The sequence below is a fragment of the Cellulomonas algicola genome (assembly GCF_003851725.1).
In the GTDB taxonomy this organism is placed as follows: Bacteria; Actinomycetota; Actinomycetes; order Actinomycetales; family Cellulomonadaceae; genus Cellulomonas; species Cellulomonas algicola.
The window spans coordinates 1-22,663 of the sequence record NZ_BHYL01000050.1 but is presented as its reverse complement, the minus strand read 5'-3'; the positions used below and the strand labels follow the sequence as shown (position 1 = coordinate 22,663).

Genomic DNA, 22,663 nt, shown 5'->3' with positions numbered 1-22,663 from the left:
CGCAGACCTGCCCGAAGGGCAGTGGTTCGAGCGGAAGTCTGGTCGGATCGCGCCTCGGGACCTCGCGGTCCCTTTGGTGGCGTTCGCCAACGCCGAGGGTGGGTGCATCGTCGTGGGGATCCACTCCGGCGCGGTCGACGGTGTGGGCGAAGGTCGCCTCAACGACCTGCGCGAGGTCGCCCAGGACTTCACACAACCCGTCGTACGGACACGGGCTGAGGTGTTGACGACCTCCGACGGGGCACATGTGCTCCTCTTGCGCGTCGATCCCGGTGAGAGAGTGCACGAAACGACGAGCGGTGACTGTTATCTCCGCGTAGGCGACGAGTCTCGGAAGCTTGGCTTCGCTCAGCGTCAGGAACTGGAGTACGACCGCGGCGGAGCGCCCTTCGACGGGACAACGGTCGACCTCGGGGTCGAGGACCTCGACGCGAGTCAGGTCTCGGCCTATCAGCTGGCGATTGGTTCGTCGTCACCAGAGTCGATGCTTCGCGCACGCGGACTCCTCACACGTCAGGGGCGTTTGACGGTTGCTGCTTACCTGTTGTTCGGAGAGCGACCGCAGGACGCATTTCCGAATGCTCATGTCCGCATCCTGCGGTACCGCGACGTGGAGCGCGGGACGGGCGCTGGGCTCACACTCGAGGATGCCGCGGACGTTCGTTGCGAAGGTTCGATCCCGCAGCAGATCACCGAGGCCGCAAACGTCATCGAGTGGTTCCTGCCCGATCGTCGTGCGTTAGGGGCAAGCGGACGGTTCGAACGCATTCCGGTGATCCCTCGAGATGCGTGGCTCGAAGGCCTCGTCAATGCCGTGCTTCATCGCTCCTACAGCATGGCGGGCGATCACGTGCGGGTGGAGATCTTCCCGGATCGGTTGGAGATCGCTAGCCCTGGACGATTCCCTGGACTAGTCGACCCGAGTCGACCGCTCGACATCAGCCGCTACGCACGCAATCCACGAATTGCGCGCGTGTGCTCGGACCTCGGCATCGCACAGGAACTGGGCGAGGGCATACGACGCATCTTCGATGAGATGCGCGCTCGGGGTCTCACCGATCCGGTGTACACGCAGACGGCCGGAGCCGTGCAACTGACGTTGTTCTTCTCGGATGCGCTCCCGCGTGAGGTGCGTGAGTCGCTCCCTGCGGGCGCTCTGAAGGTGCTTGATGTGCTGCGCCGTGTCGGGCGGCCAATCGGCACAGGGCAGGTGGCCGACGCGGCAGGTGTCACGCGCCCTACGGCGTCCCGCCACCTTCAGCGACTGCAGGACGCTGGCCTGATCAAGTGGGAGGGGCAGTCACCCAAGGACCCACGGGCGGCGTGGCGTCTGACCTGATACTCGCGAACGGCAGCTGCAACGGCTACTGCCACATGCTCTTTGCAGTAGGCGTTGCAGTAGTGACAACATCGGTCAGCCGAGGAGCTGGTCGTCCTCGACCTGCGGGAACATGTCGGTGTCGCGGATGTCGCCCGACTGCACGCCCAGGATCGCGTCCTCGTCCGGGCGCGTCGGCAGGATGTTCTTCACGTAGCTCTTCACGACCTCCGGCATCGGCACGTCGCGGCCCTGCTGCTGCGAGAGGTACCACCGGTGGTCGAGCAGCTCGTGGAACACCTGCGCGGGCTCGAGCTTGTGGCGGAGGTCCCGCGGGACCGCGCGCACCGCGGGCTCGAACACCTCGGTGAGCCAGTCGTGCGCGACGAACGCCTCGTCCTCGCGCTGCCGGTCGGTCGCGGCCCGGTACTCGTCGAGGTCGTTGAGCAGGCGGCGGGCCTGGTTCTCCTGCACGTCGAGGCCGGTCAGGCGCATGAGCCGGCGCGAGTGGTGGCCCGCGTCGACGACCTTCGGCTGGATCTGCACGGTCGTGCCGCCGACGTCGGTCGTGATGTCGAGCTCGCCGACGTCGAACCCGAGGTCGTTGAGGCGGTCGATGCGCGCCTGCACGCGCCACCGCTCGCCGTAGCCGAACGACTCGGTCTCGGTGAGGGCGCGCCACAGCTCGCGGTACCGCTCGGCGAGCGCGTTGCCGATCGCGACGGCGTCGACGTCCTCCTCGAGGAACTCGCCCGCCTGGAGGTCCATGAGCTCGCCGATGATGTTCACGCGCGCGACCTCGAGGTCGTACTCGCGCTGGCCGGTCGTCAGCGTGTCGTGCAGGTCGCCCGTCTCGGCGTCGACGAGGTACGCGGCGAACGTCTCGGCGTCGCGGCGGAACAGGGTGTTCGACAGCGACACGTCGCCCCAGTAGAAGCCCGCGAGGTGCAGGCGGACGAGCAGCACCGCGAGCGCGTCGATGAGGCGGGTGGCCGTGTCGGGGCGCAGCGACTGGCTGAACAGCGCGCGGTACGGCAGCGAGAACTGCAGGTGCTCGGTGATGAGCACGGCCTCGAGCGGCTCGCCGTCGGGGTCGCGCCGGCCGGTGATGACGCCCACGGGCACGACGCTCGGGACATCGATGCGGTCGAGCTGGCGCAGCAGCTCGTACTCGCGGTACGCGACGGTCTCGCCGATCTCCTTGACCGCGATGACCCGGCCCGACAGCCGCACGAACCGCACGATGTGGCGGGAGATGCCGCGGGGGAGCGCAGCCAGGGTCTCGGCCGGCCAGTCCTCCAGCGGCACCTGCCACGGCAGGTCGAGGAGCGCGGGGTCCGGGTTGGCCGCGGTGATCTGCAGGCGCTGCGGCGTCGGGCTCATGACCCGATCCTCTCAGAGTGGTCCGACGACCGACCCTGCGGGCGGGCACGGAAGTCGGGGAGGACGTGTGGGCGTCCCGCACAACGTGACGAGTGGGCGCGAGCCGCGCATGCCGGCGACGAGCGGGAGCACCCGGGGAACGCCCGACGGGCGGGCCCGGCCGGAGCCGGACCCGCCCGTCGGCGGTGCTGCAGGGAGCGATCAGACCGTGATGCGCTCGCCGGTGCCCGCGTGGAACAGGTGCTGCTGGCCCTCGCGGATGCGGACCCAGACCGTCTCGCCCTTGGCGGGGACGCCGCGCGGGTCGATGCGGACGATGATCTGCGCGTCGCCGGCACCGGAGTGCACGGCCTCGGCGCCACCGAACTCGTTCGTCAGCGACGCGTAGAGGAACGCGTCCGAGCCGAGCTCCTCGACGATGTTCACGATGACCGGGATCGCGTCGGGGGTGCCCTGCGGGACGACCTCGAGCGCCTCGGGACGGAAGCCGAGCGTGATGTGGTTGCGGTCGGCCTCGGTGAACTTGGCGAGGACGTCGCGCGGCAGCGAGACGCGCGCACGGCCGAGCTGGGCGGCGCCCTCGAGCACCGGGACCGTGGCGATGTTCATGGCCGGCGAGCCGATGAAGCCGGCGACGAAGACGTTGGCCGGGGTGTCGTACATGTCGCGCGGCGTGCCGACCTGCTGCAGGAGGCCGTCCTTGAGGACCGCGATGCGGTCACCCATCGTCAGGGCCTCGGTCTGGTCGTGCGTGACGTACACGGTGGTGACACCGAGACGACGCTGCAGCGACGCGATCTGCGTACGGGTCTGGACGCGGAGCTTGGCGTCGAGGTTCGACAGCGGCTCGTCCATGAGGAACACCTGGGGCTGACGCACGATGGCGCGGCCCATGGCGACACGCTGACGCTGGCCACCCGAGAGGGCCTTCGGCTTGCGGTCGAGGTACTGGGAGAGGTCGAGGATCTTGGCGGCCTCCTCGACGCGCTGGCGGATCTCCGCCTTCGGCGTGCCGGCGATCTTGAGCGCGAAGCCCATGTTGTCGGCGACCGTCATGTGCGGGTACAGCGCGTAGTTCTGGAACACCATCGCGATGTCCCGGTCCTTCGGCTGGACGTCCGTGACGTCGCGGTCGCCGATGAGGATGCGACCCGCGTTGACGTCCTCGAGACCCGCGAGCATGCGGAGCGAGGTGGACTTGCCGCAGCCGGAGGGGCCGACGAGGACGAGGAACTCGCCGTCCTCGATGTGCAGGTCGAGCGAGTCGACCGCGGGGCGCTCCGTGCCCGGGTAGACCCGGGTGGCCTTGTCGAACGTGACCGTAGCCATGTCTGATCCGTTCCCTTCACCGGCAGGTACGTGCCGGACGATCCGTTGTGGAGGGTGTCAGAGTGTCTTCGCTGACACGGACCGAGGGGGGCGAAAGGCCCGTCCTCGGTCCGAGGTCATCATGCCACACGCGTGACGCACGTCTCGTCGGCCCGGGCAACCACCTCGCGGGCCTGCGACGCTGCGCGCGACGGGCGCGAGGACCCCACGCACCACCGGTCAGCCGAGCACCGCGACCGACCCGTCGGTGCGCAGCGCGTACATCCGCGGCACCTGCCACCCGACCCGCAGGTTCGTCCCCGGCTCGAGGGCCTCACCCGTGAGGTCCGCCCGCCACGCGCGCCCGCCGTCCGCGGTCGCGTACGCCTCGACCACGGGACCGGGCCCGCGCAGCAGCAGCCAGCGGCCGTCCGTCGAGAGCTCGTCGACCGTGCGGCCGAGCGGCGTCGTCCACCGGACCGCCCCCGTCGTCGCGTCGATCGCTGCGAGCCCGTCGGCCCCGACGACGTAGAGCCGGTCGTCGAGCAGGACCGCCGACGTCGCCTCGACGCCCGTCACGCGCCACCGCAGGTCACCCGTCGACGCGTCGCGCGCCGACACCGACGCGACCACGCCCGACGGCCCGACGTCACGCGTCGCGAACAGCACCGAGCCCGGGACCGAGCCGTCGTCGACCGTGAGCCACAGCGGTGTCGCGTCGACCGTCGTGCGCGACCCGTCGGGCCGCAGCAGACGCGACTGCGGGCGGCCGTCCCGCGACCACGTCGAGTGCACGACCGCGCCGCCGCGGGCGAGCTCCGGCCACCAGCCGGGCTCCAGGCCGTCGCGGCGCAGCATCGACCCGTCCGTGTCGAGCAGCCACGACGACGAGCCCACCGCGAGCAGCACGTGGTCGGCGCGCGCGTCGAGCGACGCGAACGACGACGACCACACGTCGGTCGGCTGCTGCGTGACCCGTGGCGCGTCGATCGGCGGCGTCGTCCACGTCCACAGCGCCTCCTGCGTGGCCGGGTCGGTCGCCGTGACGCGCCAGCGGGTCGAGCGGTCGCCGCCGCCGTCCTCGTCCTCCTCGCGGACGGCCGTGAGGAGCCGGCCGTCGAGGACGGTGAACGCCGCGTCGCCCGGGAGCCGCTGCGTCGACAGCAGCGTGCCGTCGCGCGCGTCGAGGAACCACAGCGACACCTCCGGCGGCGGGCCGATGTCCGAACCGGGCTGCTGCGCGAGGCAGGCGACGACGGGCCGGGCGTCGTCCGGGCTGTTCGTCGACGTGCTCGGCGCGCCCGCCGTCGTGCAGACCGTCCACGTCGCGGGCGAGGCGGCGTCGGGCGTCATGACGGGCGTCGGCAGGTCGAGCTCGCGCGTCCACCGCAGCGCGCCCGTGAGCTCGTCGAGCGCGCGCACCTGGACCTGCGCGGCCGGCAGCGGTGCGGCGCCGACGACGAGCCCGTCGACGAGGACGCCCGACTCGACCACGCGCGCGTCCTCGGCGCCCGACGCCCAGCGGACCCCGAGCCCCGGGTCGACCGGGCGCAGCACGCCGCGGACGTCGGCGAGGGCCGCGACCCGGGCCCGCTCGCGCGCGTCGAGGAGCAGCTGGGCTCCCACGAGCAGCGCGGCGACCGCGAGCACCGCGGGGACGAGCAGGCGCAGGTGCGTGCGCACCCACCTGTGCACCGGGGAGGCGTCGGAACCGTCGGTGTCGTGGCGGTCGTCCGCCGCCGCGGAGGGCGCGTCGGCGCCGTCCGGTGCACCCGTCGGGCCTCCTGCGCCCGGGCCTCGCCGGTCGCGGCCGGGTCGCGCACGGCCCGAGGGGGCGACCGTGCGGTCGTCGTGCTCGTCGGCCTCGACGAGGTGCACGTCCTGCATCCGGCCGGACATCTCGTCACGGTAACCCGGGGTCCGCGCGGGCGCGGGCGGGGAGCGGGTGAGGTCGCCGGCGGCGCGCGGCCGGGCCGCGAGGTGCGGTCGGCTCCGACGTTCGGCGAGGCAGCGAGGTGCGGTCGGGTCAGTCGTTCCGCGGGGCAGCGGGGTGCGGTCGGGTCAGACGTGCAGCCGCGCCGCGAGGTCGGCGAGCGCGTCGACCGCGGCGTGCGGGTCGTCCACGCGGAACCGCGCGGACGTGTCGCCCGGCCCGACCTTCACCGTGACGTCGCGCTCACCGAGCGCCGCGAACGCGTGCTCGTCGGTCACGTCGTCGCCCGCGTAGAGCACGACCGGCGCACCGAGCTCGTCGCGCAGCGCGGTCAGCGCCTCGCCCTTGCTGGCCCGCAGCACGGAGATCTCGACGACGTCCTTGCCGTGCAGGACCCCGGACCCGAGCCGCTCGCCGAGCGCGATCGCCTCGGCCTCGGCGGGCTCGGCCACGTCGGGCTCGGCCAGCCGGGTGTGCACGACGACCGCGGTCGGCTTCGTCTCGACCCAGACGCCGTCGCGTCCCCGTGCGACCTGCGCGGCCTCGGCGCCGAGCGCCGCGAGCCGGTCCGCCTGCTCGTCGGTGAGCTGCACGACGTCGCGGTCGAGCCCGTACCGCGTGACCCTGGCCCGTTCGGCGCCGTGGCTGCCGACCAGGTAGGTGCCGGGTGGGACCTCGGCGAGCGCGTGCAGGTCGTTCATCGCGCGGCCGGACACGAGCGCGAGCGCGACGCCCTCGGCGGCGGCCAGCCGCGTGAGCGCCTCGACGCCGTCGGGCAGGATCCGCGACGTCTGGGGGTCGTCCTGCAGGGGTGCGAGGGTGCCGTCGAAGTCGAGCGCGACGAGCAGCGGGCGCGACGCGGGATCGGCGGCGAGACCCGCGAGCAGGTCGCGCAGGGCCGCGGCGTCCGCGGGGCCGTCAGACATGGTCCGTCCGGGCGGGGATCGCCGTCAGCACCGCGAGGAACTCCTTCGACCAGGCGGTCACGTCGTGGCCGAGCACGCGGCGACGCAGGCGGCGCATGCGCTTGCGCGCCTCCCGCTGGTCCATGTGCACGGCGTACGTGATCGCGTCCTTCATGCCGTCGATGTCGTGCGGGTTCACCAGGACCGCGCCCTGCAGCTCGTCGGCGGCTCCCGTGAACTCCGAGAGGACGAGCGCGCCCCGGTCGTCGGAGCGGGCCGCGACGTACTCCTTGGCGACGAGGTTCATGCCGTCGCGCAGCGCGGTGACGAGCATGACGTCGGCCGCGAGGTAGAGCGCCGCCATCTCCTCCATCGGGAACGACTGGTGCAGGTACTGCACGGGCGCGTGCCCGACCTGGCCGAAGTCGCCGTTGATACGCCCGACCAGCAGCTCGACCTCGTCGCGGAGCTGCTGGTAGGCGCCCACGTTCTCGCGGCTCGGGCTCGCGACCTGCACGAGCGTCGTCGTGCTCGGTGACAGGCGGCCGTCCTCGAGGAGCTCGCCGTACGCCTTGATGCGGTGCCGGATGCCCTTGGTGTAGTCGAGCCGGTCGACGCCCAGCAGCAGCACCTCGGGGTCGCCGAGCTCGTGCCGGATCTGCTTGGCGCGCATCTGCACGTCGTGGCTGCGGGCCAGGTCGTCGAACGCGTGCGAGTCGATCGAGATCGGGAACGCGGCGGCGCGCACGTGCCGGTCCACGCGGCCGTGCTTCATGAGCGTGACGACCTGGCCTCGCGTCGTGAGGTCCGTGAGGCGCCGCACGATCCGCACGAAGTTCGCGGCGTCGCCCGCGCGCTGGAAGCCGACCAGGTCCGCGCCGAGCAGGCCCTCGACGACCTGCCGCCGCCACGGGAGCTGCGCGAAGATCTCGAGCGGCGGGAACGGGATGTGGTGGAAGTAGCCGATGCGCAGGTCGGGGCGCAGCACGCGCAGCATCTGCGGCACGAGCTGCAGCTGGTAGTCGTGCACCCACACCGTCGCGCCCTTCGACGCGGCCTTCGCGGCGGCCTCGGCGAACCGCTTGTTCACGCGCTGGTAGGCGTCCCACCACTGCCGGTGGAACGCGGGCGGGGCGATGACGTCGTGGTAGAGCGGCCACAGGGTGTCGTTGGCGAACCCCTCGTAGTACCGCTCGACGTCGGTCTGGCTGAGGGTCACGGGGACGAGCTGCGTGCCGTCGACCTCGAAGGGCTCGAGGTCGAGGTCGGGTGAGCCGCCCCACCCGATCCACGCGCCGTCGGCCCCCGCCATCACGGGAGCCAGGGCGGTCACGAGACCGCCGGGGGAGCGGGTCCAGGTGGGCTCGCCATCGTCCCCCAGCGCGACGTCCACGGGGAGACGGTTCGCGACGACGAGCAGGTCGTAGCCGGCGTCAGGCACGTCGGAAGGCAACGAGATCAACTCCTCGGGTCTGCGTCGACCCTAGCCGTCGGGCCAGGTGAGCGCCCCTGGTCACGGCAGGACGCGACGCGCGTCACACGTCACCCGCGCGTTGGGGGACGCCCGTCCGCACCGCGGGCTAGGTTGCGGGGCATGGAGCGGATCGGTCTGACGCCGGGGTCGGACATCGGGGGGTACCGCATCGTCGCGCCGCTCGGTTCGGGCGGCATGGGAACCGTGTACCGGGCGGTCGACGGCGGCGGCACGGCCGTCGCGCTCAAGCTGCTGCACCCGCAGCTCGGCTCCGACGCCGTCGCCCGCGACCGGCTGCGCCGTGAGGTCCGCGCGCTCCAGAAGCTCCGGCACCCGGGCGTCGCCGCGATCCTCGACGCCGAGGCCGACTCGACCGAGGCGTTCCTCGTGACCGAGCTCGTCGACGGCGACACCCTCGAGGAGCACGTGCGCGAGCGCGGCCCGCTCGACGCGCAGGACCTGCTCGACCTCGCCGAGGGGCTGCGGTCCGCGCTCGCGGCCGTGCACGGCGCCGGCGTCGTCCACCGCGACCTCAAGCCCGCGAACGTGCTCGTGACCGACGACGGTCCGGTGCTCATCGACTTCGGCATCGCGCAGGCGGCCGACGACGCGCCGCTGACGTCGGACGGCCTCGTCATCGGCACGCCCGGCTACCTCGCGCCCGAGCTGCTCGACGGCGACGAGCCCACCGCGGCGAGCGACTACTGGGGCTGGGCTGCCGTCCTCGCGTTCGCCGCGACCGGGCGCGCACCGTTCGGGACCCGCCCGCTCGAGGCCGTGCTGTCGCGCGCCCGGTCCGGCACCGCCGACCTCGACGGCCTCGGCACGCTCACCGCGACCGCGCTGCGCGGGGCGCTCGTCGCCGACCCCGACGCCCGCACCGACCCCGAGGACGTCGTCGCCGCGCTGACCGTCGCCGCGACCGACGGGGACGTCGTCACCGAGGACGCGACCGCGACGACCCTCGTGCACGCGCAGGACCTCACCGACACGACGCACGTCGGCCCGGGCGACGCCACGGACACGGCGCGGCTGGACCCGGCCGACGCGACCGGCACCGCGCTGCTCGCGGGCGCGGCCGCCCGGCCCGGCGGTGCCGCTGCCGCGGGCACGGCGACGCTCGTCGCCAACGACGGGAAGACGCGGACGTTCGAGCCCGGCACCGACGACGTGGCCGGGGACGACGACGGGTGGGACGGCTGGTCGGAGGACGAGGACGGCTGGTCCGACGAGGAGGACCCCGAGGGCGTCGAGTGGATCCAGGACGACCTCGACGCGTCCGAGGAGCCCGGTCCCGAGGGGTCGGGGTACGTGCGCCCGCCCACCGAACGGCGCTGGGGCACGCTGCTCGCCGCCGGGCTGCTCGTGGCCGCCGCCGGCACCCTGTTCCCCGTCGTCACCCTCGTCGTCGTCGGTGTCCTCGTGCTCGTCGTCCGCACCTTCGGCACCGCCGTCGAGTCGATGCACGCCCGCCGCGAGCGGTCCGGCGTCCGCCGCTCCGACGTCCCCGTGACCGTCGCCGCCGGACCGTGGCACCTGCTGCGCGCGACCGCCGGGCTCGTGCCGTCGCTCGTCGTCGGCGCGAGCGTCGCGGTCGTCGTCGTGGGGGTGCTCTGGTGGTTGCTCGACTCGGGACGCTGGACGATCGACGGCTCCCCGTCCGGGCTGCCCGTGCAGGGGCTCACGGCCTCGCTCGTCGTCGGCGCGCTGGTCCTGCTGGCCGTCCTCGTCGTGTGGTGGGGGCCGCTGTCGAGCATGACGCGCGTGGGCGCGCGCCGGACGCTCGCGGTCGTCGCCCCCGGCCGGCTCGGGGGGCTCGTGGCCGTCGTCGTGCTGCTCGCCGCGGCGGCCGTGCTGGTCGCCCTCCTGCTCGACGGCCGCCCGATCACCTGGTGGCCGCTCCCCACGCCGACGATGCCGTGACCGGCGCGCGACGCCCCCGGACGTCTTGACGCCGCGGCGAGCGCCGCGCGGCACGTGCGAACCGTTCCAGCCCGGCCCTGCCGCACAGGTCGTGGCCCTACGCTGTCCCGCATGCGCGCACGACGAGCCCCGCTCGCGGACTCGCGCGCGCTCGTCGCCGTCGCCGGGCTCGCCGCCCTGCTCGGGCTCGCGATCGCCCTGTCCGGCCGGGTGCTGCTGCACCAGTGCGTGTCGGCCGTCGGCGTCGGCCCGTGGGGCGTGCGGCTCCTGCTCCTGAGCGACGCGTCCGACTGCCCCGACGGCACCTACGCGTTCGGTCCCGCCGCCGGCGGCGCCGTGCTGCTGCTCAGCGTCGCCGTGCCCGTCGTCCTCGCGCACCTCGCGCTCGCGGCGGGCGGCCTCGGCGCGTCCGTCGTGGTCACCCGTGCCGCCCGTGGGGTCACCCGCCTCCTGCGGCGCTGGGTCGTCCGTCTCGACGACGCGGCCGTCCAGCTGCCCGTCGGCGTCGCGGCACCCGTCGACCGCGCCGCGCCGGTCCTGCGGGACCGCCTGCTCGTCGCCGTCCTCCCGGTCCGCGGACCACCGGTCTCCGTCGCCGTCTGACCGACCCGCACGACCCTCTTCTTCCCGGACCAGGAGTACCCATGCCCACGAACGAACCCCGCCCCACCAAGGCGGTCCGACGCGACGAGGCGCGCGCCAAGGCCGCCCAGATGCGCGCCGAGCAGGAGCGCAAGGCCAAGCGGAACCGCATGCTCGCGATCGGCGGCCTCGTGCTCGCCGTGCTCGCGCTCGGTGCCGTCGTGTTCTTCATCGTCAACCAGTCGAAGGAGCGCGCCGAGGCCTACGGCAGCGTCGCGTTCGGCGGCGGCGGGGACGACGTCGTCGCGCCCGCGCTCGCGGACGTCGAGGCGCCCGCACCCGCGAACGACGAGGGCGGCATCCCCGTGAGCCCCGCCGGTGTCGGCGAGCAGGGCGACGACGACACCGTGCTGTCGATCTACTTCGACTTCATGTGCCCCGTCTGCGGCCAGTTCGAGCAGACCAACGGCGAGGACGTGAAGGCCCTCACCGAGACGGACGGCGTGACCGTCGCGTTCCACCCGCTCGCGTTCCTCGACCACTTCTCGCAGGGCACCTTCTACTCGACGCGCGCCGCGAACGCGTACGCCGTCGTCGCCGACGAGTCGCCCGAGCACCTGGTCGACTTCATGTCCGCGCTGTACGCCGAGGACACCCAGCCCGCCGAGGGCAGCTCGGGCCTGTCGGACGCCGAGCTCGCCGAGATCGCGCAGGGCGTCGGCGTGCCGGAGGACGTGACCGGGAAGTTCACGTCGACGGTGACCGGCACCTACGAGGTCGAGGCCGACGGCGAGACCACGACGAAGGACGGCGAGTGGCGCACGTTCGCGCCCTGGATCAAGGCCGCCTACGCGTCCGCCCAGCAGCAGTTCCCCGACCTCGGCACGCCGTACATCCTCATCGACGGCGTGAAGTGGGAGGGCAACTGGCAGCAGCCGGGCGCCCTGCGCGCCGCCGTGGAGCAGGCCGCCGCCGCCAAGGGCTGACGCCCGCACTACACCGCTGCACCGCCGACGGGCGTGCCGGACCTCGCGCGGGTCCCGGTCCGCCCGTCGGCTCGTGTGGCAGCGTGCGCCGCGGACCGGCGCCGGGACACGCGGGGGCACCGGTACCCTGGTCCCCGCCCGCCTCCTTAGCTCAGCTGGCCAGAGCACCTGTCTTGTAAACAGGGGGTCGTCGGTTCGAATCCGACAGGGGGCTCAATGTGTTTCATGACCCGCTCCGACGTCCAAGCCTAGGTAGGACGCGAGCGGAGGGCTGCGCCCTTGCCGGGGGCAGCAGGCGACAGCAGCAGGCGCTCGTAGATCGCCGGTGCACTGCGCGCGAGTCGGACGGAACGACTTCTCCTCCCACCCCACCGGCATGGGCTGCAGGTGGGGCGCCAAAGGTCGTGCGGCTCTGTCGGCGCCGCCAGAAGATTGCGATGTCAAACACGCACATGACCACAGTGCTGACTGCTACGCTCTCGTTCGCCCGGATCGCTCAGCAATGATGGGGGAATTTATGCGCAAGCGCATCAGTGTTGCAATCGCTGCTGCCGCAGTGGTGGGTGCCATTCTCTACCCGAGCGCGGCGTCCGCCTACTACGGTGGAACCGCGTATAGCGGCGACGGCTCGGCCTGGGGCAGCGTCGAGGTCACGTCGGCGGCCACCTTCACACTGCAGGACAGCCACGCAGACGGCCGGGGGCCCATCCTGTACTACAAGATCGGCTCTACCCCGTGGGGATCCTTCTCCAACGGTAAGGGCGCAGGTGGTCAGGTGGTTTACACGCCTAGCATCGTGGTTTCTCCCGGGAAGGTCATCTCCTGGTACGTCTGCAACGTCAACACGCAGACCGGCTACCGGAGCTGCGGGAGCACGAAGACCATCACGGCCTGAGAGAATGACTGGGCCGATATCGACGATCGACGGCTCAGGCGTGCAGGTCTTGTCATTTCTTTCGAGCGCGATCTAGGCCAGCATGATTCTCCGGTGGGCCGACGTTGTCGGCTCACCGGGGAATACTCGCCGCCTGGCGCGTTGATGTTGTCGGAATCGGCAGATGCTGCGCGACATGTCCTTCGACGTGGAATGCACGGCGGCAGTGCTGTTCGGCTTCGGCGCGACGTGCCGGGCCGGTTCACGTTGTACAGCGCGACTGCGCGCGGGTCTCTCCACGCGCCGTCGAGACAATGGCCTGCGTGCGCGGCGGAGTCCGGTGCTGCTCGATGGCGATGAGACATCCCGTCCGACCGTGCCTCCAGCGCATGGCGACCGATCCACCGGCCGCTCGACGGTGCATGCGCGTCTGCGGCTGTGCGGTTACGAGGGTTCTGATTCGGCGCGCTCAGCAAGTGCACGAGTCGTCGGGAGGCGACGGCGGCTCGGCCCGACGAGCGCGTCCGGCGAGCGCATCAGGAGCTGGGATGGCACGGCGGGGAAACGAGGCCGTGGCGATGCCCGCGAGGAGCAGCATGACCGCGACGCCCGCGATTGCCCGTGCCGACAACGCTCGCGTCTTGTCCGGGCGACCGCCTGTGACGGGCGTGCCCCGGTGCCACCACTCCGCTGCCGCGCGGGTTGGGGCGGACCGCATGAGAATCGAATGGGTCCGCACCGAGCGCCGGCCTGCACCCGCGGTTCCGGTCGGCGGAGAGGAGACCCTCGTGACCTACCGCATCGGCTACTTCGTCGGCAGCCTGTCGAGCAGCTCGATCAACCGCCGGCTCGCGCAGGCGCTGATCGCGCTCGCGCCCGACGAGCTCGCGTTCACCGAGATCCCGATCGGCGACCTCCCGCTCTACAGCCCCGACCACGACGCGGACTACCCGGCGCCGGCGCGCGCGCTCAAGGAGGCGATCGAGGCGTCGGACGGGATCCTGTTCGTGTCGCCCGAGTACAACCGCAGCATCCCCGGTGCGCTGAAGAACGCGATCGACTGGGGGTCGCGGCCGTGGGGGACCAACTCGTTCGCGCGCAAGCCGACGGGCATCGTCGGGGCGTCGATCGGTGCGGTCGGGACGGCCGTCATGCAGTCGTCGATGCGCAGCGTCCTGAGCTTCCTCAACGCGCCGCAGCTGAACTCGCCCGAGGTGTACATCCAGGTCACGGACCAGACGTTCGGCGACGACGGGTCGGTCGCGGACTCGTCGCTCGAGCAGTTCCTGGGGCACTACATGGAGGAGTACTGCTCGTTCGTGCAGCGCGTGCTCTCGGTGACGGCGCCGGGGCACATCGGCGACCGGGAGCAGTGACGGGCCGCCGCTGACCGCGCGGCCGGCGGCGGCCGGGGGGCGCCGGCGGCGTCAGTCCGTCGGGGCCGGGCCGGTGCTCTCGCGCACCACGAGCTCGACGGGCAGCTCGGTGCGGACGGCGTCGACGGGTGCGCCCGCACGGGACCGCTCGATCGCGGCGAGCAGGGTGCGCGCGGCGGCGCGGCCCTTGGCGTCGAGGTCCTGCCGGAGCGTGGTGAGCGCGGGCCGGACGCGGGCCGCGAGCGGGCTGTCGTCCCAGCCGACGACGGACAGGTCCTCGGGGACGCGCAGGCCGAGCTCGGCGGCGACGTCAAGGACGGCGGTGGCCATGAGGTCGGAGAAGCAGAGGACCGCGGTCGGGCGGTCGGGGCCGGTGAGGAGCGCGCGGGCGCCCTCGTGCGCGTAGGGGTCGACGTTGTCGACGATCTCGAACGCGGTGGGCACGACGCCGGCGGCGTCGAGCGCCTCGACCGCTCCGGCGACGCGGGCGCGGGAGACGTAGTCGTGGCCCGCGGTGCGGCCGTCGGCGAGGTGGCCGTGGCGCTCGCGGCCGCCCATGGTGAAGAACGCGATGCGCCGGTGCCCGAGCGCGAGGACGTGCTCGGCGGCCTGCCGGCTGCCGGCGTGGTCGTCGAGCACGATCGACGGGTGGCCCGGGATGGGGTCGAGGTCGACGAAGACGAGCGGGAGCTTGCGCCGCACGAGCCAGTCGAGCGCGGCGGAGTCGCCGCCGCACGCGTAGACGAGCGCGCCGTCGAGGGGGATGTCGCGCGCGGCCTTCTCGCCGGGGAGGAGCGCGACGGCGTAGCCGGTGGGCTGGAGCTCCTCGGCGATCGCGCCGAAGAACGACGCGGCGATGGGGTCGCGGAGCGCCTCGCCGACCCAGGCGGTGAGCAGCAGGCCGATCGCGCCGGTGGTGCCGCGCGCGAGCGCGCGCGCGGACGGGTCGGGGCCGACGTACCCGAGCTCGGCGGCGGCGTCGAGGATGGTCCGCCGGAGGTCGGCGGAGAGCTGGTCGGGGCGCGAGAACGCGTTGGACACGGTCATGCGGCTGACGCCGACCTTGTCGGCGATGGTCTGGAGGGTCACCCGGGGCACGACGCCACCCTGTTCCGCGGCATGCGGGACAGGGTAGGTCGTGCCGCCGGGCACCGGGGAGCGCCGCCCGAGGGATGTCGCGTCCGGGCTGGTCCCGGGGGCCGCGAGCGGGGCGGGTGTCGCGGTCATCGCGCGGGGTGGCCGGCTTCGAAGGTGCAGGCCGGCTGCACGGCGTCGGCGACGCGGTGCAGGCCCCGGGCGAGGGCGCGACGGGTGCGCGGGACGCGCGGACGGTGCGGCTGCGGCTCGCGGGCGGGACGCTCCTCGGCCACGGGGGCCCAGGGGCGGGCGCTGTGCGACTCGAGGACGGACGCGTCACGGGCGAGCAGCAGGCCGATCGACTGGTCGAGCACGGGTCCTTCTCCCTTCCGATCTGTACCGCTACAGATCGGTATACCGGTACAGTAGATCCATGGGACTGTACCGGTCAAGCGATCGCGGAAGAATGCCACAGACCAGGGCAGACGGACCGGACGGGCTAGACGGGACCCGTCTCCGCGAGCAGGCGCAGCGCCGCGCTCACCCGCGGGTTCCGACTCGGGTCGGTGTCGATGCCGAGCGTCGCGTACAGCGCGTTGACGTGGTTCTGCACCGACTTCTCCGTGATCCCCAGTCGCGCGCCGATGCCCGCGTTCGACAGGCCCTCGGCGAGCAGCCGCAGCACCTCGTACTGGCGGTCCGTCAGGCGCGACACCGCCGACCCCGCGCGCGGCGCCATCCGGGCGAGCAGCGCCGGGTCGAGCACCGTCTCGCCGACCGCCGCCGCGCGCACCGCCGAGACGAGCACCTCCTCGCTCGTCGACGACGTCTTCGACAGGTAGCCCCAGCCGGCGGCGACGTCGGGCGGCAGGTCGAGCAGCAGGTCCATCGCGTCGTGCGCCGACAGCAGGAGCACCCCGAGCGCGGGCTGACGGCGCCGCAGGGTGACACCCAGGGCGATCCCGTTGCCGTCCGGCAGGTCCACGTCGAGCACGACGACGTCCACCGCGCCGGGCGGGAGCAGGCGTGTCGCCTCGGTCACCGTGCCCGTGGCCACCACGACCTGCAGGCCGTCGGTGTCGTCGAGCATCCGCTCGAGCATGGAGCGGAAGAGTGGTTGGTCCTCGACCACGGCGACGCGCACCGGGCCGTTCGCGGCAGCGTTCATCGGGGCAAGTATCGTCGTCGCCGCGCCACGCGTCAGTCACCCGGAGCGTCTGACGTGACCGACGCCACGCGCACGAGCACCCGTCCGGTGCACCCGCACGGCCCGCAGGGACGAACGATGCCCACCACCCGCAGCACGTCCGCCGACGACGAGTCGGCCGCCCTCGTCGCCCGCCGCGCCCGCGACCTGCGCAGCGACCGCGTCGGGCTGCTGCGGGCGAGCGGCATCGTCGCGACCGGCTACGCGGTCGGCGCGGCCCTCCAGACGACGTACATCTACAGCCGCGTCGTCGAGGACTGGCAGTCGGTCAGCGTCTGGAGCCGGCTCGGCGCCAACTTCGCCGCCGTCGTCGGCCTCGTCGCGGTCCTCGCCGTCGTCAACGCGCACCGGGCGACGCGCATCTGGCACATGGCCGTCTCGCTGCTGTTCGCCGCGACCGCGTGCGCGGTCCTGCGCATCGGCGCGCAGCAGCTGCTGGGCGTCTACGAGGACCCGACGCGCGAGGTGGTCGAGGCCGAGCTGTTCTCGGGGCTGGTCATCGGGGTGATCTCGGGCGCGATCGGCATGTGGGGGCTCGTCGCGAGGCGCCGCCTGCGTGCGCAGATCCGCGGTGCCGAGCGTGAGGCGGTCCTCGTCGAGAACGCCGTCCGGGCGCTCGAGCAGGAGGAGATCCGCGTCCGGCGGGAGGTCGCGGAAGGGCTGCACGGCACGCTGCAGAACAAGCTCGTGCTCGTCGAGGCGCGGCTCGACCAGATCGCGGCGCACGCTGAGCAGGGCCCGCTCGACCCGGGCGACCTCGACGACCTGCACTGGATCCGGGGCGAGCTCGAGCAGGCCCGCGCGGCCGACGTGCGCGAGATGAGCCGGCTGCTGTACCCGGACCGGCTCGAGCTCGGCCTCGTGCCCGCGGTGCGCGCGCTGCTCGGGCGGCTCCCCGCCAGCATCGCGACCCGCCTCGACGTGACCGACGCCGTGCGCGCCTACGACGACCCGGCGCACCCGCGGCTCACGGTGCCCGAGCGGCTCCTCGCGGTGCGGGTCGTCGAGGAGGGCGTGACGAACTCGCTCAAGCACGGGCCGGCGACGTCGATCACGGCGTCGGTCGACGTGCAGGACGGCGTGCTCGTCGTCGCGGTCGAGAACGACGGCGCGCTCTACGACGAGGGGACCGCGGGCGTCGCGTCGGGGACTGCCCGGATGCGCCAGCGCCTGACGTTCGTCGGCGGCTCCGTCGCGCTCGAGCCGGGGGCCGGTCGCGGCGCACGGCTCGTCGCGCGCATCCCGCTCGGCACCGGCGGCCACAAGGCGTCACCCGTTCGGCCGTAGGCGCAGGTCACACCGGCCCTGTCCGCTTCATGGACGGTCGTCCAGGATCGGCCGGATCCGCTCCGGGTGAAAGAAAACGACGTTCCCGGCGGCCCAGGTGCTGGCACCCAGGCCGGCCCGACCGCGGTCGATCGGAGGTTCGTAGCGTCTGCGACGGCGCTCCGCAACCGGAGGCCGTGCGGATCGACGACACGCCGACCCGCGTCGTCACGATCCAGGAGTCACCATGGCGAAGTTCTCGACCCGCAAGGGCCTGGCCGTCGGCCTGGCCGTCCTCGGCGTCGCCGGCCTGTCCCTCGCGTCCGCGTCGCAGCTCAACCTCACCTCGAACGGCACCGCCGCGACGGGCACCGTGAGCGTCGACGCGACCTGCCAGAAGGCCGCGACGGGCGCCGTCACCGCCAAGTACAAGACGCCGACACTCGGCACCACCGGCTACGCGCCGTCCGAGGTGCAGTTCAGCAACATCGACGCCGACTGCCAGGGCAAGACGATCCGCGTCGCGTGGAAGACCGCGTCGGGCTCGTACACGGAGCTCACCCCCAAGACGCTCACCGCGCCGCACACCACGGCCACGCTCGTCGCCTTCGCACTCCCGGCCGGCGTCGACTACAACACGATCTCCTCGTTCGCGGTCAGCATCGACGGCTGAGACCGATGACCAGCGACGTCACGACGGCACCCGGTGCGCACCTCGCGCACCGGGTGCTGCGTGCCGTCGCGTCGGTCCTGCTCTACTCCGCGGCCGCGGTCGCCGCGTGGCTGCTGTGGCCGACGAACCTGGGCGGCTGCACGACGCTGACGATCGTCTCCGGGCACTCGATGGAGCCGACGTACGAGACGGGCGACCTCGTGGTCTCGCGCTGCGGCGAGCCGCAGGTCGGCGACGTCGTGGTCTACCGCCCCGACGAGCTCGACGGCGGGCGGATCATCCACCGCCTCATCGGGGGCGACGGCACGAACGGCTGGGTCGTCCAGGGCGACAACAACGACTGGACCGACCCGTTCGCCCCCACGAACGACCAGGTCCTCGGCGTCGCGCAGCTCCACGTCGCGAAGGTCGGGCTCGTCGGCCGGCTCGTCGCGTCGCCGTGGGTGTTCGGGTCGTGCCTGCTCATCGCGGGCGCCCTGCTCGTCTGGCCGTCGTCGCGCGACGAGGACGACACCGACGACGCCGACCCGACCCCCGCACCTGCCAGCGGTCCGGACCCGGCCGCCGACGACCTCCCCACCGGGACGCCGGCCGTCGACGACGACGGCACCCGGCGCCCCGCGCTCACCCCCGCCGGCGGCTGACGCCGTGCACCGGACCCTGCTGCGCCCGCGCACCGCCGGGCTGGTCGTCACGGTGCTCGTGCTCGTCGTCGCCGTCCTCGGGCTCGGTGAGGCGAGCGCGGCCCGCCTGACCCTCGCGAAGCCCGCGCAGCCCTACGCCGCGGCCGTGCAGCGCTGCGCCACCGGCCCCGCGACCGTGACCCCGAGCGGCTCCGCGGTCGGCGGGCAGTACACGCAGGTCACCGTCACCGGGCTCGGCGGGACGTGCGCCACCGGGCGCGTCCTGCTCGCCACGAGCGCCGGGACCGTGCTGCTCGACTCCACGGGCCACCTCGCGGGCGGTGCGTTCACCGCCACGACGAGCACCCCGTTCACCGCCCCGACCACGACGACCGCGCGCGTCCTCGTCGCGGGCGACGGCTGGCCCGTGGCCGCCACCTGGGTCCCGCCCGCCGCCGCCGGTCCCGTGTACCCGGGACCCGACGGCTCGGCGTTCGACACCACCGTGACGTGGGACCTCACCAACGCGACGAGCGGGCAGCAGGCGTGCTTCACGATCCGCGTCACGACGCGGTCCACGACGCCGATCGTCTGGTCCGCCTGGATCGACACCGCGCAGGCGCCGTTCAACGGCGCGCGCACGGGGTACTCGCTGCAGGGCGACGAGTCGTGGAAGTACCAGCTCGGCGCCCCCAGCGCGGCGGGGCTGATCAAGATCTCCGGGCGCACCGACGTCTGGCAGCCGTACGACACGGTCGTCGCCGGCCAGGTGCGCACGGTCACCGTGTGCAACTACTCGCTGCCCGGCGCCGTCGTGACCCCGTCCGCCTACACGGTGTCGTCCGCGCAGGGCACGTGGACCGACCGTGAGGCGTGCGTGGTCACGACCGTCACCGGCAACGGCACGTCGCCGTTCTACGTGGCGTGGCAGACGCCGGTCGACATGACCGCGGCCGTGGCGCGGCTCCGGTCGGCGGGCGGGTCGCCCGACGCCTGGCGGTACGGCGGCGACGAGTGGCGCCTGGACCGGACGGTCGTGCCGTCGCTCAGCGGTCCCTACGTCTTCCAGACCACCTCGCGGACGGCGTCGAACATCGTCGGGACGCAGAGCTTCTCGTTCTCCACCTGCGTCGTCGACCGCTGACGGGGACGCGCCGGTGACCCGCTAGTCGAGCGGCGTGAGGACCGGGCGCTTCGGCACGCGCGTGTCGCCCGAGGAGCGCCCGCGCAGGCGACGCGTCGCCCACGGGTAGACGTGCTCGCGGAGCCACTGCGCGTCGCCGCGGAGCTGCTCGAGCCGGGGCGTGGGGGGCAGCGGCGCGAGCGGGTCGTCCCAGCGCGGCTCGTCGGGCTCGAGCCCGAGGCCGACGAGCGCGGCCTGCGCGACGCGCGCGTGCCCGTCGGACGTCAGGTGGATCCGGTCGTCGGCCCACATCCGCCAGTCGCGCAGGCTGCGCATGCCCCACAGGTCGACGACGTGCGCGTCGTGCCGGCGGGCGATCGACCAGATGTGCGCGTTGTAGATGCCGACGCGCGTGCGGGTCGCCCGCACGAGTGGGCTGTCGGAGGCGTCGACACCCGTGCCGAGCAGCACGTCGACGCCGGCCTCGCGCAGCCGCACGACGGCCTGCTCGAGCAGCCGGGCCAGCCGGTCGACGTCCGCGGCGGGGCGCAGGATGTCGTTCCCGCCACCCACCAGGCTGACCAGGTCGGGCTTCATCGCGAGGGCCGCGGGCACCTGCTCGACGAGGATCGGCCGCAGCAGCCGGCCGCGGATCGCCAGGTTGGCGTACTCGAGCGGGGTCTCGCCTGCGGCGGTGCGACGCTGCGAGAGGCGGGCGGCCAGGACGTCCGCCCAGCCGCGCGTCGGCGAGTCGGGGCCGTCGGGGGAGTCCCAGAGCCCTTCGGTGAACGAGTCGCCGATCGCGACGTAGCGGTTCCAGCGGGGGGTGTCGGCGGGGGTGCTCACGCGGGACATTGTGGCGCGATCCACACCGTGCGGCGTCATCGCTGGTCGCCGTGGGTTTGTCTGGACGCTTGTCCAATTCGCTGGGACCAGCGTCCTATCGATGCGTTCGCATGGACCCGCACCCTGGATGCGTCAACAAGAACGGTTCGCAACAACGGCTCGGACCGACCGGGACGAAACGCGGACCAGGAGGTGCACCATGACCACGCAGACGAACCAGAAGAAGGACAACCGCAAGCGGATCGCCGCGGTCGCCCTCGTCGGGATCGGCATCGCCGGCCTGGCCACGGCGTCCGCCTCGCAGCTCGTCGTCGGTGCCGAGGACCGCGTCGCGTCCGGCGTCGCAACCGACGTCGACGGGCTGACGGGTGCCGTCGCGACCCTGAGCACCGAGCGTGACGGCACCACGCCGCCGGACGCCTCCGGTGCCGTGCCGGTCGTCCTCACGATCGCCCTGTCCGACGTGCCCCCCGGCGTCGACCTCGGCGACTGGAGCGGCACCGTCTACGTCGGCGCGTCCGACACCGTCGGCATCGCGTTCGACCCCGCCGCCCCGCAGCCCATCGCGGGCGGGCTCACCAGCCACGACGAGCTCGACACCGTGTCCGTCGTCCTGGTGAAGAACGCCTGACCACCCGTCGCCGAGGAGGAAGCCCATGACCCCGACCACGCCGCCCGCGGCCGCCAGGACCGCGACCACGCGGACCCGCGCGCCCTGGCGGCGGGTCGTGGCGTGGGTGCCCGCCGCCCTCGTCCTCGCCGTCGCCGTCCTCCTGTGGCCCACGGCATGGGGCGGCGGGACCACGCTCGTCGTCGTCGCCGGCGAGTCGATGGACCCCACGTTCGCCTCGGGTGACCTGGTCGTCGCGCGCGCCGGCGCCGTGGAGGTGGGCGACGTGATCGTCTACCGCCCCGACGGCGTCGACGGCTACGTCGTCCACCGGGTCGTCGGGGGCGACGCCGCGACCGGCTGGACGACGCGCGGCGACAACAACGGCTGGGACGACGTCTGGCACCCGACGGCCGACGACGTCGCGGGCGTCGTCCGCTGGCACGTGGCGGGACTCGGCGCCGTGACGCCGGTGCTCGCAGCACCCACGACGTGGATCGCGCTCGCGCTGGTCGTCGCGGGCTGGCTGCTGTGGCCCGCGCGTGACCGCACCGTCCCGGAGGGCGCCGACCAGCCCGCCCAGGAGGTGCCCGTTGCCTCGGACCGCTGACCTGCGCACCCGCGCCACCCGCACGGGTGTCGTCGTCCTCGGGCTCGCCCTCGTGGGCGGCCTGACGTCCGCGTCGGCGGCGCGCCTCGACGTCGCCGCGCACGACCGGGTCGCCTCGGGCGCCGCGGTCGCGAGCGCCCCGTGCGACGTCGACGTCACGACCCGTCTGGCGTTCGAGCAGGTCGGCGGTGTCGACACCGACCGCGTCGCCGCCGTCGACGTCCTCGACGTGGACGCGACCGCCTGCGCCGGCCGCACCGTCGCCGTCACCGGGCACGACGCCGCCGGCTCCCTGCTGCTGTCCGCGAGCGGTCCGCTCCCTGCCGGCGCGACCACGGTGCGCCTCGGCGGGTTCGCCCCCGTGACCGCGACGGCGGTCCGCTCCCTCGTGGTGACTCTGTCATGAGCGCCACCTCCACCGCCCGCACCCGGCACCGCGACCGCCGTGCCGGCTCCACGCGCCGCCGCGACCGCCGCCGCGGGATCGCCGCCCTGGCCGCGCTCGTCGCCCTCGTCGTCGCCTCCCCGGTCGCGACCGCGAGCGCGTCGCGCCTCGACGTGCGCGC

At 73.3% G+C, this 22,663-nt stretch carries 22 protein-coding genes and 1 tRNA gene; 14 read left to right on the top strand and 9 right to left on the bottom strand.

Annotated features, from left to right (window positions below):
* Positions 1 to 7: 7 nt before the first annotated feature.
* Positions 8 to 1,339, top strand: a complete 1,332-nt coding sequence (locus CTKZ_RS03565; protein WP_124341647.1) for an ATP-binding protein — start codon at positions 8 to 10, stop codon at positions 1,337 to 1,339.
* A 75-nt stretch (positions 1,340 to 1,414) separates the two neighbouring features.
* Here CTKZ_RS03565 and CTKZ_RS03560 read toward each other — a convergent pair whose 3' ends face one another.
* From CTKZ_RS03560 to CTKZ_RS03540, 5 genes are all read right to left on the bottom strand, one after another.
* Positions 1,415 to 2,701: a DUF4032 domain-containing protein gene (locus tag CTKZ_RS03560; RefSeq protein WP_124341646.1), complete on the bottom strand. Its 1,287-nt coding sequence runs from the start codon at positions 2,699 to 2,701 to the stop codon at positions 1,415 to 1,417.
* Positions 2,702 to 2,902: 201 nt separating this feature from the next.
* On the bottom strand, positions 2,903 to 4,030 hold the full coding sequence (locus CTKZ_RS03555; protein ID WP_124341645.1) for an ABC transporter ATP-binding protein: 1,128 nt from the start codon (positions 4,028 to 4,030) through the stop codon (positions 2,903 to 2,905).
* A gap of 219 nt (positions 4,031 to 4,249) precedes the next feature.
* A complete protein-coding gene (locus tag CTKZ_RS03550; protein WP_124341644.1) occupies positions 4,250 to 5,908 on the bottom strand; it encodes an outer membrane protein assembly factor BamB family protein in 1,659 nt (552 codons plus the stop codon).
* A 162-nt stretch (positions 5,909 to 6,070) separates the two neighbouring features.
* Positions 6,071 to 6,868, bottom strand: coding sequence for a trehalose-phosphatase (gene otsB / locus CTKZ_RS03545; RefSeq protein ID WP_124341643.1), 798 nt, complete (start codon positions 6,866 to 6,868; stop codon positions 6,071 to 6,073).
* On the bottom strand, positions 6,861 to 8,288 hold the full coding sequence (locus tag CTKZ_RS03540; protein WP_124341642.1) for an alpha,alpha-trehalose-phosphate synthase (UDP-forming): 1,428 nt from the start codon (positions 8,286 to 8,288) through the stop codon (positions 6,861 to 6,863). Before CTKZ_RS03540 ends, otsB begins: the two co-directional genes overlap by 8 nt.
* Before the next feature lie 153 nt (positions 8,289 to 8,441).
* Between CTKZ_RS03540 and CTKZ_RS03535 the strand changes: the two genes are divergently transcribed.
* The 6 genes from CTKZ_RS03535 to CTKZ_RS03515 all read left to right on the top strand — a co-directional run bounded on the left by CTKZ_RS03535 (position 8,442) and on the right by CTKZ_RS03515 (position 14,062).
* Positions 8,442 to 10,244 carry a serine/threonine-protein kinase gene (locus CTKZ_RS03535; RefSeq protein ID WP_124341641.1) on the top strand — a complete coding sequence of 601 codons (1,803 nt, stop codon included), beginning with the start codon at positions 8,442 to 8,444 and terminating at the stop codon, positions 10,242 to 10,244.
* A gap of 111 nt (positions 10,245 to 10,355) precedes the next feature.
* Complete coding sequence (locus CTKZ_RS21955; protein ID WP_200829627.1) at positions 10,356 to 10,847, top strand: hypothetical protein; 492 nt, start codon at positions 10,356 to 10,358, stop codon at positions 10,845 to 10,847.
* 41 nt (positions 10,848 to 10,888) lie between these two features.
* The gene (locus CTKZ_RS03530; RefSeq protein ID WP_124341640.1) at positions 10,889 to 11,812 is read left to right on the top strand and encodes a DsbA family protein; all 924 of its coding nucleotides are present in this window, start codon (positions 10,889 to 10,891) and stop codon (positions 11,810 to 11,812) included.
* 140 nt (positions 11,813 to 11,952) lie between these two features.
* Positions 11,953 to 12,026: transfer RNA gene (locus CTKZ_RS03525), tRNA-Thr, on the top strand.
* A 303-nt stretch (positions 12,027 to 12,329) separates the two neighbouring features.
* Positions 12,330 to 12,707: a hypothetical protein gene (locus CTKZ_RS03520; protein WP_124341639.1), complete on the top strand. Its 378-nt coding sequence runs from the start codon at positions 12,330 to 12,332 to the stop codon at positions 12,705 to 12,707.
* A gap of 767 nt (positions 12,708 to 13,474) precedes the next feature.
* Complete coding sequence (locus tag CTKZ_RS03515) at positions 13,475 to 14,062, top strand: NADPH-dependent FMN reductase (RefSeq protein ID WP_235843285.1); 588 nt, start codon at positions 13,475 to 13,477, stop codon at positions 14,060 to 14,062.
* 51 nt (positions 14,063 to 14,113) lie between these two features.
* On the opposite strand, the gene CTKZ_RS03510 is transcribed toward CTKZ_RS03515, so the two are convergent.
* From CTKZ_RS03510 to CTKZ_RS03500, 3 genes are all read right to left on the bottom strand, one after another.
* Positions 14,114 to 15,160, bottom strand: a complete 1,047-nt coding sequence (locus CTKZ_RS03510) for a LacI family DNA-binding transcriptional regulator (RefSeq protein ID WP_235843267.1) — start codon at positions 15,158 to 15,160, stop codon at positions 14,114 to 14,116.
* A gap of 125 nt (positions 15,161 to 15,285) precedes the next feature.
* A complete protein-coding gene (locus tag CTKZ_RS03505) occupies positions 15,286 to 15,513 on the bottom strand; it encodes a hypothetical protein (protein ID WP_124341636.1) in 228 nt (75 codons plus the stop codon).
* Between the two features lie 125 nt (positions 15,514 to 15,638).
* Positions 15,639 to 16,307, bottom strand: coding sequence for a response regulator transcription factor (locus tag CTKZ_RS03500; protein ID WP_124341635.1), 669 nt, complete (start codon positions 16,305 to 16,307; stop codon positions 15,639 to 15,641).
* Between the two features lie 117 nt (positions 16,308 to 16,424).
* Between CTKZ_RS03500 and CTKZ_RS03495 the strand changes: the two genes are divergently transcribed.
* The 4 genes from CTKZ_RS03495 (at position 16,425) to CTKZ_RS03480 (ending at position 20,052) form a co-directional block, all read left to right on the top strand.
* Positions 16,425 to 17,633, top strand: coding sequence for a sensor histidine kinase (locus CTKZ_RS03495; protein WP_124341634.1), 1,209 nt, complete (start codon positions 16,425 to 16,427; stop codon positions 17,631 to 17,633).
* Positions 17,634 to 17,859: 226 nt separating this feature from the next.
* Positions 17,860 to 18,285, top strand: coding sequence for a hypothetical protein (locus tag CTKZ_RS03490; protein WP_124341633.1), 426 nt, complete (start codon positions 17,860 to 17,862; stop codon positions 18,283 to 18,285).
* Between the two features lie 5 nt (positions 18,286 to 18,290).
* Positions 18,291 to 18,929, top strand: coding sequence for a signal peptidase I (locus CTKZ_RS03485; protein WP_124341632.1), 639 nt, complete (start codon positions 18,291 to 18,293; stop codon positions 18,927 to 18,929).
* Between the two features lie 4 nt (positions 18,930 to 18,933).
* Entirely contained in the window at positions 18,934 to 20,052 is a 1,119-nt protein-coding gene (locus CTKZ_RS03480; protein WP_124341631.1) for a hypothetical protein, read from the top strand.
* A 21-nt stretch (positions 20,053 to 20,073) separates the two neighbouring features.
* On the opposite strand, the gene CTKZ_RS03475 is transcribed toward CTKZ_RS03480, so the two are convergent.
* A complete protein-coding gene (locus tag CTKZ_RS03475) occupies positions 20,074 to 20,886 on the bottom strand; it encodes an SGNH/GDSL hydrolase family protein (protein ID WP_124341667.1) in 813 nt (270 codons plus the stop codon).
* A gap of 190 nt (positions 20,887 to 21,076) precedes the next feature.
* On the opposite strand from CTKZ_RS03475, the gene CTKZ_RS03470 reads away from it, so the two are divergent.
* The 3 genes from CTKZ_RS03470 to CTKZ_RS03460 are packed head-to-tail and all read left to right on the top strand — an operon-like array spanning position 21,077 to position 22,503.
* Positions 21,077 to 21,508: a hypothetical protein gene (locus CTKZ_RS03470; RefSeq protein ID WP_124341630.1), complete on the top strand. Its 432-nt coding sequence runs from the start codon at positions 21,077 to 21,079 to the stop codon at positions 21,506 to 21,508.
* A 25-nt stretch (positions 21,509 to 21,533) separates the two neighbouring features.
* Positions 21,534 to 22,097: a signal peptidase I gene (locus CTKZ_RS03465; RefSeq protein ID WP_124341629.1), complete on the top strand. Its 564-nt coding sequence runs from the start codon at positions 21,534 to 21,536 to the stop codon at positions 22,095 to 22,097.
* Positions 22,081 to 22,503, top strand: coding sequence for a hypothetical protein (locus CTKZ_RS03460; RefSeq protein ID WP_124341628.1), 423 nt, complete (start codon positions 22,081 to 22,083; stop codon positions 22,501 to 22,503). Before CTKZ_RS03465 ends, CTKZ_RS03460 begins: the two co-directional genes overlap by 17 nt.
* The last annotated feature ends 160 nt before the right edge of the window (positions 22,504 to 22,663 follow it).